Annotated in this window: 10 protein-coding genes; 8 read left to right on the forward strand and 2 right to left on the reverse strand. The window is 67.5% G+C overall.

What is annotated here, in order from left to right; genetic code table 11:
- Positions 1-5 precede the first annotated feature (5 nt).
- Complete coding sequence (locus tag H6717_12920) at positions 6-1,292, reverse strand: alpha/beta hydrolase (GenBank protein MCB9577917.1); 1,287 nt, start codon at positions 1,290-1,292, stop codon at positions 6-8.
- 193 nt (positions 1,293-1,485) lie between these two features.
- On the opposite strand from H6717_12920, the gene dnaG reads away from it, so the two are divergent.
- The 6 genes from dnaG (at position 1,486) to H6717_12950 (ending at position 10,367) form a co-directional block, all read left to right on the forward strand.
- On the forward strand, positions 1,486-3,390 hold the full coding sequence (gene dnaG / locus H6717_12925) for a DNA primase (GenBank protein MCB9577918.1): 1,905 nt from the start codon (positions 1,486-1,488) through the stop codon (positions 3,388-3,390).
- 110 nt (positions 3,391-3,500) lie between these two features.
- Positions 3,501-5,507 carry an RNA polymerase sigma factor RpoD gene (rpoD, locus tag H6717_12930; GenBank protein MCB9577919.1) on the forward strand — a complete coding sequence of 669 codons (2,007 nt, stop codon included), beginning with the start codon at positions 3,501-3,503 and terminating at the stop codon, positions 5,505-5,507.
- A gap of 65 nt (positions 5,508-5,572) precedes the next feature.
- Positions 5,573-6,949 (forward strand): cytochrome P450, encoded by a 1,377-nt coding sequence (locus H6717_12935; protein ID MCB9577920.1) that lies wholly within the window; start codon positions 5,573-5,575, stop codon positions 6,947-6,949.
- Positions 6,950-7,081: 132 nt separating this feature from the next.
- Positions 7,082-7,894: a mechanosensitive ion channel family protein gene (locus H6717_12940; protein ID MCB9577921.1), complete on the forward strand. Its 813-nt coding sequence runs from the start codon at positions 7,082-7,084 to the stop codon at positions 7,892-7,894.
- Positions 7,895-7,911: 17 nt separating this feature from the next.
- The gene (locus H6717_12945) at positions 7,912-9,384 is read left to right on the forward strand and encodes a sugar ABC transporter ATP-binding protein (GenBank protein ID MCB9577922.1); all 1,473 of its coding nucleotides are present in this window, start codon (positions 7,912-7,914) and stop codon (positions 9,382-9,384) included.
- Entirely contained in the window at positions 9,381-10,367 is a 987-nt protein-coding gene (locus H6717_12950) for an ABC transporter permease (protein MCB9577923.1), read from the forward strand. The genes H6717_12945 and H6717_12950 overlap by 4 nt, the downstream gene beginning before the upstream one ends.
- Before the next feature lies 1 nt (position 10,368).
- On the opposite strand, the gene H6717_12955 is transcribed toward H6717_12950, so the two are convergent.
- Positions 10,369-11,334 carry a hypothetical protein gene (locus H6717_12955; protein MCB9577924.1) on the reverse strand — a complete coding sequence of 322 codons (966 nt, stop codon included), beginning with the start codon at positions 11,332-11,334 and terminating at the stop codon, positions 10,369-10,371.
- A 203-nt stretch (positions 11,335-11,537) separates the two neighbouring features.
- Between H6717_12955 and H6717_12960 the strand changes: the two genes are divergently transcribed.
- Together H6717_12960 and H6717_12965 are read left to right on the forward strand one after the other, a co-directional pair.
- A complete protein-coding gene (locus tag H6717_12960; protein MCB9577925.1) occupies positions 11,538-11,690 on the forward strand; it encodes a hypothetical protein in 153 nt (50 codons plus the stop codon).
- A complete protein-coding gene (locus H6717_12965; protein MCB9577926.1) occupies positions 11,687-12,865 on the forward strand; it encodes a hypothetical protein in 1,179 nt (392 codons plus the stop codon). The genes H6717_12960 and H6717_12965 overlap by 4 nt, the downstream gene beginning before the upstream one ends.
- The last annotated feature ends 633 nt before the right edge of the window (positions 12,866-13,498 follow it).

The following is a 13,498-nucleotide window of genomic DNA, read 5'->3' on the forward strand; positions in this document are numbered from 1 at the left end:
GCCGCTCACAGCGCTTCGAAGATCTGAACCGGTCGGAAAGCGCGGGCGGCCCAGGCCGCTTCGTTGTGGGCAGCGTTCGGCTCCCACCAGTGCCACAGCGTCTTTTCGTTCTCGTAGCCGGCGGAGAGCAGCACGTCCCGCAGCTGCACCGTCTCGCAGTAGTTGTCGGCGGCATCCGGCGTGTCGTCCAAGATGCCGTCTTGGTCGCTGTCGACGCAGCCGGAGCCCGGACCCCCCCCGGAATCGAGGTACAGGAGCGTGCTCGGCTTTTGAGCCGCAGCGAAGCGCTCGATCAAGGTCTCGTTGTGGAGCCCGATGCTGCCCCAACCGAAGGTGCCGGAAAGGGAGGCCGCGAAGTCGTAGCGATCGGGGTAGCGCAGCACCTCGTGGAAAGCGATGAGCCCGCCCAGGGACGAGCCCATCACGCCCACCTTGTCGGGAACGCCGTAGCGCGCTTCCACCAGCGGTCGGACCGCGTTCTCGACGAAGTCCGCGGTGGCGTCACCCTCGCCGCCTATCGGTCCGCTGCCGATGTCATCGGGCACGTGGGTGTACTCGTCCATGCGCGCCACGCCACCGTTGTCGATGCCGATCACGAGCGTGTCGCTGCCCACCGTCTGGTCCAGCTCCCATCCGCCGAAGGGAGCGTCGGGCTCGAACAGGTTCTGGCCGTCGTGCACGTAGAGGTGGTGCGACGGATGCGCCGTCGGCACCCACGCCCGCACCGTGCGCGGTGCGAGCCCATCGCCGCTGACGGACGACCAGCGCTCGCGATGCGGCGCGCTGGCGGCGACCAACGAGAACTCGCCGAACTCGTCCCAGCCGTAGCGGCGCGCCAGCGGATCCGCAGCGAAGGTGCCTTGGCCGTCGACGAACTTGTACTTCACGCCGTCCGGGTCGGCGATCTGCACCTCGATCCAATACACGCCGGCTGCTTGGGTCATGGCCGCCGGCTGCCAGTCGTTCATGTCGCCGGCCAGGGAGTACGGACCGGCGCCGTCGTCGCGCCGCACAAACAAAAATCCCTCGGGGGTGGCGACGGGCAGGCCGGCGGAATGACTGACGTCGATCAGCCCGGTCTCGGCGCTCACGCTGCCGTCCAAAATGGCCTCGACGATGGCCTCGTCGCCCGCGGCTCCGCTGGAACCGGAAGCTCCGCTCGAGCCGGAAGCTCCACTCGAGCCGCCAGCGCCCGACGCGCCCGCGCTGCCCCCGGCACTCGGCGCTGCGTCGTCGTTACTCCCGCAACCAACGAGCACGAGCGCAGCGGCGAGTAGGAGGAATCGGTACATCGCGGCGCTGCTCTAGCGCGAAGAGGAACCGATATCAGGCGATTTCTTCGCGCTGGCATCCACCGCGCCGGGAATTGTGAATGACGCCTGGATGGTACGGCCACGGAACCTGCAAGTGAGGTGCCAACCTCGCGAGGTTGTTTGGAAAACCCGAGCTTGGCGTGGCGCCGATTTGCGGTATGCCTACGCGATCGTGATCGGGCAGGAAACCATCGACCGCGTCCGTGAGCAGACCGGTATCGTGTCGCTCGTGGGCGAGGCCGTGAAGCTCGTCCAGCGGGGCCGTAGCCACGTAGGTCTGTGTCCGTTCCACAAGGAGAAGACGCCGAGCTTTCACGTGAACGAGGAGCGCGGTTTCTACCACTGCTTCGGCTGCGGGGCCTCGGGGGACGCCTTCAAATTCGTGATGGAGACCGAGGGGCTCTCCTTCATAGAGGCGGTACGGCGGCTGGCGGACCGCGCCGGCATCGAGGTCGTGGAGACGGCTTCGGATGGCGACCGGCTGCGGCGGGACGAAGCGCGCCGCCGGCAACAAGAGCTGTTCGACGCGAACGCCACCGCGGCGGCCTTCTTCGAGAAGATGCTCGCCGAGCATCCCCTGGCCGGACACGCCCTGGCGGAGCTCGAACGGCGCGGGCTGAACCCCGAGGCGCCGACGGACACGGTGGCCGATGCACTGCAGGCGTTTCGCATCGGCTATGCGCCCTACGGCTGGAGCCAGCTCGGCGATCACCTGCGGGACATCGGGATCAGTCATCGCGCCGCCGAGAGTGTCGGCCTGTTGGCGCCACGCAAGAGCGGCGCCGGACACTACGATCGCTTCCGTCATCGTTTGATGTTCGCAGTGGTCGATCTGCAAGGGCGCGTGATCGGCTTCTCGGGCCGTACGCTGCCGGAGCCCAGTGAGGAAGAGCTGCGCACCCTGCGCATCGAACCGCTCTCCAGCAGCCGCGGGGATCCACCGCCGAAGTACGTGAACTCCCCCGAGTCCCCCATCTACAAGAAGCGCGAGGTGGTGTTCGGGCTGTATCAAGCGCGTCAGGCGCTGCGCGCAGACGGCGAATGCGTGCTGGTGGAAGGCAACTTCGACGTCGTCACGCTGCACGCCCATGGCCTGAAGAACGTGGTCGCGCCCCTGGGCACCGCCTTCACGCCGGAGCAGGCAAAGCAGATCAAACGCTTCACGCCCACGGTGGTGCTGCTGTTCGACGGCGACGCGGCAGGCCGGCACGCGGCCGAGGCGGGTCGGGAGCCCTGCCGCGAGGCGGGTTTGAACGGCAAGGTCGCCACGCTGCCGGAGGGCGCGGATCCGGACCAGCTGGTGCGAGAGCACGGCGCAGAAGCGGCGCGCCGGGTCATCGGCGCGGCCCGAGGCCTCCTGGAGTACCTGATCGACACGGCCATGGACGCGAGCTTTTCGGCGACGGATGCCCGAGGCCGGGCGGCGCGCATTCGCGAGGTGACGGAGCTGCTCGCTTCGGAGGACGATCCCACCGTTCGCGCCATGGCGGAACAGCACGCGGACCGCATCGCACAGCGCCTCGGCGGGGCAGATGCCCGTACTTTCCGGGCGTTGCGTCAGAGCGTGCTCGACGCCCTGCGCCCCAGCGGCGGCACCCCCGAGCGCCGTCCGCAGGACCCCTCCCGGGCCCGCTCCCGCAATCGCGAAGAGGAGATTGGCCTGGAGATTCTCGGCGCTTTACTGGACTACCCGGAGCTTTTCGCTACAGAGGAAGTCGTGGCCGGGGTCGAGCGCGTCGACGGGGATGCCGCAGCCGCAATTGCCGCGCTGCGTCAGGCGTGGGATGGCCGCGGGATCCCAAACCCTGAACAAGTCCTTGCGAAGCTCTCGCCTTCGATCCATCCATTCGCGGCCGCGCGGCTCACCGCCCCGCGGCACGAGCGGCTCGAGGACGCGAAAAAAGAGCTTTTGGAGAACGTCGAGAAGTTGAAGCGACTCGAGCTGAAGCGACAGAGCACGGAAGTGGTCGCGGAGCTTCAGCGGGCTGCGGCAAGCGGCGATGTCGAAGCAGAGGACGCTCTGCTGCGTGAACAGATGCGGCGTGCACGGGAGCGCCGCGGGCTCGAAGAGAGGTAACAGTGGGAGCAAAGAAAGCGTCGACCAAGCGGACCAAGTCCACCGCGCCGAAGAAGGCCACTGCTTCGAAGGCCAAGGCCAAGCCGGCAGCGAAAGCGAAGACAACCGCGATCGCCAAGCCGAAGGCCAGCGCCACCAAGAAGGTGAACGGTGCATCGACGAGCAAGGTCGCCATCAAGGCGTCGGCGAAGGCAGCCGTGAAGGAAGCGCCCAAGAAGGCGGCCGCGCCCAAGAAGGAAGCCAAGCCGCCGGTCAAGAACAAGAAGGCGAACGGCGCCGCTTCCAACAAGGCCAACGGCGCCAGCAAGGCGAACGGGAAGGCGAAGAAAGAGAACGTCGACCAGCTCATCACCTTGGGCAAGTCGAAGGGCTTCCTCACCTACGACGACGTGCACGAAGCGCTGCCGGGTGAGGACATCGGTCCGGATCAGATGGACGACGTCCTCTCTGCTCTGGACGACGCCGACATCGAGGTGGTGGACGAGTCCGCCAACTTGAAGATCCCGAGCGGCCGCATGGCCCGGGAGGACGGCGCGAACGGCAAATCCAACGGCAAGGACGAGGACGCCGCCGAGGCGCCAACCCCGGCCCCGGCGACCCCCTCCACTCCCGCCAAGGCCTCGGACGACGACTACTACAAGTCGAACGACCCGGTGCGCATGTACCTGCGGAAGATGGGCAGCGTGGCGCTGCTCACCCGCGAGGGCGAAGTGGAGATCGCCAAACGCATCGAGGAGGGCGAGAACGAGGTCCTCGCCGCCATCCTCAACAGCCCCATCGCCGTGCGCGAGATCATCGACATCGGCGAGAAGCTCCGCGCGCACAAGATCCGCGTGAAGGACATCGTGCGCGACGCGGAGGACGAAGAGCACGAGTTCGACGAGGAAGAAGCGGACCGTCGCATCATTCGTCTCATCGATCGCGTGAAGCGCATCGACAAGAAGAACCAGGACCTGCTCGAGGAGCGCAAGGGCGCTCAAGAGCCGCGGCGCAAGGCCATCGACAAGGACCTGGACGGCAACAAGAACCAGCTCGTGGAAACGCTCCAGGAGATGCGCCTGAACAAGAAGACGATCGACAAGATCGTGCGCAAGCTCAAGAGCATGATCGAGAAGGTCCAGCGCGCGCAGTCCCGCGCGCTGGAGCTCGAGAAGCAGACCGGCGCCAGCAAGAGCGAGCTCAAGAAGATGCTGCGCGAGGTGAAGGACGATCCGCAGGCGGAGCGTGCCTTGGCCCGCAAGCTGGGTGTCGACCACGGCGACCTGGACGACATGGATCAGGCGCTGAAGAGCGCGCAAAAGGGCGTGAAGAAGGTCGAGGAGGAGCTCAAGGTCGACGTGCCCGAGCTGCTCAAGACCTACGACGCCATCCAGGCCGGGGAGCGCAAGGCGGAGAAGGCCAAGGCGGAGCTGGTGGAAGCCAACCTGCGCCTGGTGGTCAGCATCGCCAAGAAGTACACGAACCGCGGCCTGCAGTTCCTGGACCTGATCCAGGAGGGCAACATCGGCCTGATGAAGGCCGTCGACAAGTTCGAGTACAAGCGCGGCTACAAGTTCTCGACCTACGCCACCTGGTGGATTCGTCAGGCCATCACCCGCGCCATCGCGGACCAGGCCCGCACCATCCGCATCCCGGTGCACATGATCGAGACCATCAACAAGCTGATCCGCACCTCCCGCTATCTGGTGCAGGAGTTCGGCCGTGAGCCCACTCCGGAAGAGATCGCCGAGAAGATGGAGCTCCCGCTCGACAAGGTGCGCAAGGTCTTGAAGATTGCCAAGGAGCCCATCAGCCTCGAGACGCCCATCGGCGAAGAGGAAGACAGCCACCTGGGCGACTTCATCGAGGACAAGAGCGTGATCAGCCCGGCGGACGCGGTCATCAACATGAACCTCTCGGAACAGACCCGAAAGGTCCTGAAGACGCTCACCCCACGCGAAGAGAAGGTGCTGCGCATGCGCTTCGGCATCGGGGAAAAGAGCGACCACACTCTCGAAGAGGTAGGCCAGGACTTCGAGGTCACCCGCGAGCGCATCCGTCAGATCGAAGCCAAGGCGCTGCGGAAGCTGCGGCATCCGAGCCGCAGCAAGCAGCTCAAGAGCTTCATCGACAACTAGCCGACCGCCGGCTGGTGACGAAAGCGGCGCGGCCTCGTCCGCGCCGTTTTCGTTTTGTGGCCCGCTTGACAGCTTCCCCTCGCATCGCGACCGTTCACCCGGTGAGCGAGCAGACACCTCCCGGCCCGACACAAGGCGGCTTGCTCGCCAAGCTGTGGACCGGCTACCGGTTCTTGAGCGACAGCGTGGGCGTGGTGAGCGAGCGCTTCGAGCGCCACGGCGACATCTACTACGTGCCCGGCAAGCCGGATGGGCTGTACGTGCTGCGCCACCCGGATCACGTGTATCGCGTGTTGGTCGAGCAGGCGTCGTCCTTCACCAAGCAACACGACGCTCTGGAGCGCCTGTCCCGCGTGTTGGGCGGCGGCCTCCTCACCAGCGACGGCGATGCTTGGCGCCGCCACCGCCGCATGATCCAACCGGCGTTTCAGCACGCGCGTTTGGTCGGCTACTGCTCGCTCATGACCCAGGCGACGGAGGCCCTGGCCGAGCGCTGGCACGACGGTGCCACGGTGGACATGGGTCACGAGATGATGACGCTGACCCTCGACGTGGTGTGCCGCGCGCTGTTCAGCCACGACGCAGGCCAGGAGGCCAGTGAGGTGGCCGAGGCCATGGCCACGCTGCAGGACTCCGTCACGCGACCGGATCTGCTTCCGGCTTGGTTCCCCTCCCCGGGGCGGAGGCGGCTCCGGGGCGCCATAGAGAGCCTCGACCGCATCATCTACGGAATGATCCGCGCGCGCCGCGGGCGCGGCCTCGGCGACCACGACGACCTGCTCGATCGCCTGCTTTCCGCCCAAGACGACGCCGGCACCGGCCTCACCGAACGGGAGGTGCGCGACGAGCTGGTGACCCTGTTCTTGGCGGGACACGAGACCACCGCCCAGGCGCTGACCTGGACCTGGTACCTCCTGTCGCAGCACCCGGAGGTGGCAGCGCGCCTCGGCCGTGAGCTGTCCGAGGTGCTCGGGGGACGCAGCCCGAGCTACGAAGATCTCGATCGCCTGCCCTACACCGAGCAAGTGATCGAAGAAGCGATGCGTCTGTACCCACCGGTGTACGTCATCGCGCGCCGAGCCGCCGAAGACGTGACGGTGGGCGAGTATCGAGTGCCGCGGGGCAGCGAGCTCGTGATTTGGGTACTGCTCACGCACCGCGATCCGCGCTGGTATCCCGAGCCCCTGAGCTTCCGCCCCGAACGGTTCGCACCGGAAGCGAAGGCCGCCCTACCCCGCGCCGCGTACGTTCCCTTCGGCGCGGGTCCGCGCACCTGCATCGGCAAGGTGTTCGCCATGCTCGAGGCTCGGCTGATCCTGGCCACGCTGTTCCAACGCTTTCGGCCGGCGCTGGTGCCGGGGCATCGGGTGGCCCTCAAGCCAAGGGTCACCCTCACGCCCGAGCACGGCATGCCCATGCGATTGCGATCCATCGTGCGCTGAGCCCTCGGTGGACCCGAGGCGACGACTGCAGGCTGGAGCCGACAGTCGCCTCTGGGCAATTTGAGCTGTTCGTCGAGCAACGGGCTTGGCACGGAACCTGCTGAGGCGGCGTCGAACCACAGGAGACCAGTCATGAACACGGGACCTCTGCTCGCAACGCTGCAAACCAAGGGGATCGAGATCGCGCTGAAGCTGCTGTTCGCGATTGTCGCGTACATGTTCGGGCGCTGGCTCATCGCCTTCGCCGTGTCCCTACTCAGGCGCGCACTGACCGCGCGCCAGATGGATGCCACGGTTCAGCGCTATCTGGGCAATCTGCTCTCCGTCTTGCTCAACATCGTGCTCGTCGTCGCCATTCTCGGCTACTTCGGCATCGAGACGACGACCTTCGCAGCGCTCTTCGCCGCCGCCGGCGTGGCCATCGGCATGGCGTGGAGCGGGCTGCTCGCCAATTTCGCCGGTGGAGTCTTTCTGGTGGTGCTGCGTCCCATCAAGGTGGGTGACTTCGTGACCATCGGTGGGGTCACCGGAACGGTCAAGGAGATCGGCCTCTTCGTAACCATCGTCGACACCCCGGACAACATCGAAACCTACGTCGGCAACGGCAAGGTCCTGGGCGACACGATCCAGAACTTCTCGGCGAACCCATATCGCCGCGTCGACATCGAGGCCCAGCTCGACTTCACGGTAAACCCCGCAGACGCCGTAGAACGACTGAAAGCCAAGCTCGCCGAGATCCCCAACGTGTGCACGGAGCCCGCGCCCGACGTGGAGATCTTGCGCTTCACGCTGTCCGGCCCCGTACTCGCGGTCAGGCCATACACCCACACGGATCACTATTGGCAGGTCTACTTCGCCACCAACCAGGTGATTCGCAACGTCGGCGCCGAGGCCGCGTATCCAGCACCGAAAGAGCAAGTGGCGGTGCACAAGCTGTCTGCCTGAGCGCTATGCTCCGGGGCGTGAAAGCGCCCCGGCTCGAGCTTCGAAATGTCGCGAAGTCCTTCGGGCCGACTCGCGCTCTCACCGGCGTGAGCTTGTCGATCGACGCCGGAGAGGTGCACGTTCTGGCCGGAGAGAACGGCGCCGGCAAGACCACGTTGATCAAGATCCTGTCGGGCGCCATCGGCGACTGGAAGGGTGAGCTGCTGCTGGACGGCGCGTCGGTGCGATTCTCTTCGCCGCGGCAGGCCGTCCGCGCCGGCATCGCGACCATCCACCAGGAGCTGTCCCTGGTCGGTTCGCTGAGCGTGGCGGACAACTTGCTCCTCGGCCAACCCAGCGTCGGGATGAGCCGGCGCCGCGAGCACGCGCGACGGGTGTGCTCGGCGCTCGACCTGGACGTGGACGTGGACGCCGCCGTGGAGAGCCTGCCGCTGTCGGATCGTCAGCTCCTGGAAATTGCCCGCGCGCTGTCGGAGGACGCGCGCGTGTTGATCCTGGACGAGCCGACCAGCGCGCTCACCGAGCCGGAGGCAGAGCGACTTTTCTCCCACGTGATGCGCGTGCGCGACGCCGGGACCACGGTGATTTTCATATCGCACCGCATGGAGGAGGTTTACCGCGTCGCCGATCGCATCAGCGTGCTGCGTGACGGAGCGCACGTGCGCACGGAGCGCGCCGCGGAGCTGACGCCGAGGGAGCTGGTGCGTTCCATGGTGGGCCGCGAGCTCGCGACGAATGGGCCGCGAAAGGCGCGCGGCGCCCGCGCGCCGCTGCTGTCCGTCGAACGGCTGCAGCTGCACCCCGCCGACCCGGACGGCGTGTCGTTCGAGCTCGGAGCCGGCGAGGTCCTCGGGCTCGCCGGGCTCGCGGGCTCGCGGGCGAGCGCGCTGCTCCACGCCGTGTTCGGCAGCGCTGGGCCGCCGCACGGTCGCGTGTTGCTCGCCGGCGCGCCGTACGCGCCGAAATCGCCGCGCGAGGCCCTGGCGCAGGGGGTGGCGCTGGTGCCGAGCGACCGTAGCGCGAGCGTGATCCTGACGGGCAGCGTGGTCGACAACGCGACGCTCTCGCGCCGCACCAACAAAAGCATGTTCGGCTGGATCCATTCCCGAGGCGATCTCGAGGACGTGCAGCGCTTGTCGAAACGCGTGTCCCTCTCGGCGCCTTCGCTTCACGCACGCGGCGAACAGCTCTCCGGCGGCAATCAGCAGAAGCTCGCGCTGATGCGCTGCCTCGCGTGCGAGCCGCGCGTGCTCTTGCTGGACGACCCCACGCGCGGCATCGACATCGGCGCTCGCAGCGAGATCCACGGGCTCATCCGCGAGCTCGCCGAGCGGGGCGTCAGCGTGTTGCTCCGCAGCTCGGACCTGGACGAGCTCATTTCCGTTTGTGATCGGGTGATGTCGGTGCGCCGCGGGCACGTCACTGCCACGCTGGACGGCTCGGAGCTCGACCGAGCACGGCTGCTCGCTTCCCTCGTGGGGGCAGCGTGAGCGGACTCCTTTCACGCCCGTGGTTGCGCGCCCTGATACCGCTGGTGAGCGTGCTGCTCTTGGGCGCGGCCTTCAACGGCGGCGGCGCGTTCTTCGTGTGGGACGCGCACCGCGCCACGCTGCGGGAAATCAGCGTGCACGGCATCTTGGCCTGCGGCATGACGGTGGTGATCGTCTCGGCGGGCATCGACCTGTCCGTCGGCAGCGTGCTGGCCCTCGCCGCCGTGAGCTTCGCGCTCCTCACCATGCCCCTGGGGGTCTCCGCGCCGGTGGCCATCCTCACGGTGTTGGCCATCGGTCTTGCTGCCGGCGTGGTGAGCGGCGTGCTGGTGGCGCTGCCGCGCATCCAGGCGTTCATCGTGACGCTGGCGATGATGGTCTTCGCCCGCGGCCTCGCCAAGCTGCTCTCCGGTGGGCAGAAGATCACCAGCGCGTTCGAAAACGCCGCCGGGGACTTCGTCACGGTGCCCCAGCCGAAGATCTTCGACGCCATCGATCACCGCGTGCTGGGCGGAAACCTGTCCATCGTCACGCTGATCTTCCTCGGCGTCGCACTGATCACGTGGATCGTGCTCCGGCGGCTCCGCGTGGGTCGCTACCTGTACGCGGTGGGCGGCAGCTACGAAGCGGCGCGGCTGTCCGGCGTGCCGGTCCGCGCGACGTTGGTGTTCGCCTACGCGTTCGCGGGGCTGTGCTCGGCCATCGCCGGCATTTGCCAAGCCGCGCAGGAAACCCAAGGCGATCCCGAGACCGGCATGGGATACGAGCTCGACGCCATCGCCATGGTGGTGCTGGGCGGCACTAGCCTGGCAGGAGGGCGCGGCGGCGTGGGGCTCACGCTGGTGGGCGCCCTCACCCTCGGCTACCTGCAGAAGATCCTGAGCTTGAACGCCTACAGCACGGAAGCGCGCTTGATGCTCACCGGCGTGATCATCATCGCGGCCGTGTTGTTCCAGCGCCGCATGGGCGGCAGCGCCGGCTAGCTCAAGGCTTCGGCACCAGCGTGTCGTAGTGCTCCGTGTTCTGCCCCGCCTTCTCGATCACCGGCCCATAGAAGCCGATGGCTTCGAGCAACACGCTCTTCGGATGATCGCTGGCCACGCGTTCGTACTCCGCTGCCATCTTCTTCCAGTCGTTGCCCGTGCCCTCGGCAAACTCCAGGAGCCGACCGTGCGTCTGCTCGTACACCAAGCGCTCCCGCTTCATGCGCACGATGCCCAAGGGAGGTCCACTGCCGTGCCCGGGGGCCAGCGACATCGGCGGCGTACCACCGGTCATCATGCCGTGGATGCAGACGACGTCCCGGGCGATGCCGCCACGGATCTCCGCCACCTTCGGCCGATAGCGCTCGAAACGTGGGGGAAACGCTACGCTGCGCTCCTTGCTCCAGCGCGCCGCCGTGTCCGCCAGCGAAAAGCCGATGGCCATGTCCACCAGCCTGCCGACCTGGCGCTGCTGCTGGGCGAGGGCCAACACCGCTTCCACTTGCGGCAGATCCTCCGCGTCGTGAGCCGTGTACAGCGCGGCCTGTCCCAAGCGAAAGCTCGGCAGCGCGGCGTTCTCCCGCCGCCCACGTCCGAGGCACTCCGGCGGAACGTAGTGCGCGCCCGCTTGGAACCAACGTGACAGCGAGTCGAGCGCCGTCTCTTGCGGCTTCGTGAGCTGATCCCGCCCCAAGTAGGGCACGTCACCTTTGGTCGCCCGTGGTGGGTCGAAGCCGCGCATGGCTTCCGCCGCCTCGAGCAGCAGCCGGTCGTCGCCGCTGGGCTCGGGCACTCGTGCCATCGCCTCCGCCTTCTGCCAGCGCGTCGCGATCACGCTCTCGGGCTCGTCCGGCAGCGCGAGCCACGGATACAGCAGCACGCCGAGGACTCCGCCGACCGCCACCGAAAGCACGACGACCACACCCCCGACCCAAGCGAGCCCACGGATCAGGTTCTTACGCTTCATGGCCCGAACGCATGGTGCAAGATGGCAGGACTCCAAAGAAAGCTCTTTTGGTCTTGTTTGTTGGTCCGCCGCGGAAACCGCGCGGTCCGCCGGGCAGCTGCACAGTTCTGCCTTGCATCCGCCCCTACAGCCTCCTCACCCGGACGTTGACCGGAGACGACGCAGAGTATCAAGTCTCGCTCGAGATCATCTTCTGAGCGCGCATGTCCAAACCCGAAGCTGAGTCGACCACGACTCGAATCCTCTGGGCCGCTCTCCTTCTGTGGGGTGTCACGCTCCTGGCGCTCGCGGCCCTGAACCTCGCCGGCTACCAGGCGTTCCTCGGCTCCCTCGAGGCGTGGGTGGGCGGACCATGATCGGGCACCTGTGCCAGAGCATCGCCAGCGCCTCGAGGCAGGCCTGGGGAACGGCAGCGCTCGCGGCCCTGGCGGTGGGCCTCGTAGCGGGGCTCGTGCTGATCCTGGCGAGCCCGAAGCGCCTGCGCGCCATCTCGGCCGTCGTCCTCGGGGTGAGCTCGGTCGGCGCGCTGGGCGTGGCCCTCTCGACGCTGCTCGGCGCGCAGCAGCAGGCGCTCGCCGAGCACGGCTTGCGCTCGGCACGGGAACGGGCCGAAGTCGGTCACACGCTGTTGGCGCTGGTCGTGACCTTGGTGGCGGTGCTGTCGGGAGTGCTGGCCCTGGCGCGGCTCGCGAACCAGCGGCGCGGCGGCACCGTGCTGCCGGCGTGCGTGGCCGTGGTCAGCGGCGTGCTCGGCTACGGCCTCTTGCGTCGCATCGATCTCGCGTACCACGAGGTCGAGTGCGCGGCGGCCTCGCCCTGCCTCCGCGACGTCGTGCTCGGCACGGTAGCCCTCACCTCCAAGCTCGAGATCGCGATCGTGATCTCTGCGATCGTGGGCACCGTCGCCCTGGCCTTCACCGCCCGCCGCATCGCCGCAGTCTCGCGCCTCCGCTGGCTGAGCGCCGGCGCCGTTTTCGTGCTGGGAGCGCTGAGCTTCGCTGCCACCCGAAGCCGCGGGCTCGATGGCTCCCAACCTCTGCCCGAGCGAGAGCTCGGTCGCATCGCCTGCTCCTTTCCCGGCGCAACCGCCGCGGGCGACTCCAACTGCAGCGCCTGCCGGCTGGCGCGACCGAGACCCGTCATCGAGATCCAGCCCGACAACGTGCTGATCGACGGCCGCTCGTCGCGCGACCCCAGGGCCCTTCGTGACGAGCGCGCCCGCCACAGCGGCGGCGGCGCGCGGCTGCCGCCACCCGCCGTGGTGCTCGTCGACCCTCGGGCCCCGCTGGCGAAGGTCGCTCCAACGCTCGCCCGGCTCCGCGACGACTACTGGCACGTAGTGGAGCTGGCAAGGCCGGAGACGAGTGCGCGCGTCGTCCGCACCCACACGCTCGGCGAGGTCCCGCTCCCGGCTCAGTGCTGCTGCGTCCAGGTCGACCTCGTGCGCGGCGCCCCGGAGGCCACGACCTGGGCCGAAGCCGCCGCGCGCGCCTCGGCCACGGGAAGGCTCGCGCTCCCATCGCAGGAGTAAGCTATCTTCGGAGTGCTCACCTACCGCAGACGGTCGTGCGCTGCGTGCACTTTGATTCGGAAACACGGACATACACGTCGAGCGCCTCGAAGATATCGCCAGGCGATCCGGCGTCTCGCTGGATCACTACTGCCGTCGTGTCGGAAGGCCGGTCGCAATTGAGGGTCAGCATCAACTCCTGAGCATCCGTGGTGCACGTCGGCTGAGCTCCCAAGAAGGAGATCTGTATCGGAGCCAAATGCAGCGGCGCGCCCGAGTGCACGGATACCCCCAAGCGTCCCATCGCGACGGCGTTCGCCGGCAACTTCGTCAAGTCCACGGTAAGGCGCTGCGGCGGGGGCTGATAGCCCAACCACACCTGTTGCGCCGGGAAGTATACGTGCGAGCACGGCAACCCCTCCGCGCACCCACTCACGACCCACTCCATCGTGCACGCACCCTGGGTTGCCAGACACCAGCGAATCACGTCGAGAGAGCGACACGTGGTGCCTGTGGAGCAATCCGAGCCACAACCGCCCAAGCCAGCCCAAAACGCGGCGACGAGAAGAACGGAGGATAGTCGCTTCCAGGCGTGCCTCCCCATCGAAGGAGAATAGCACTCGTTGGAGCGTCGTCCCGCGTGCGGTGGTTCCG

It is taken from the genome of Polyangiaceae bacterium (genome assembly GCA_020633235.1).
Classification (GTDB): domain Bacteria; phylum Myxococcota_A; class Polyangia; order Polyangiales; family Polyangiaceae; genus JACKEA01.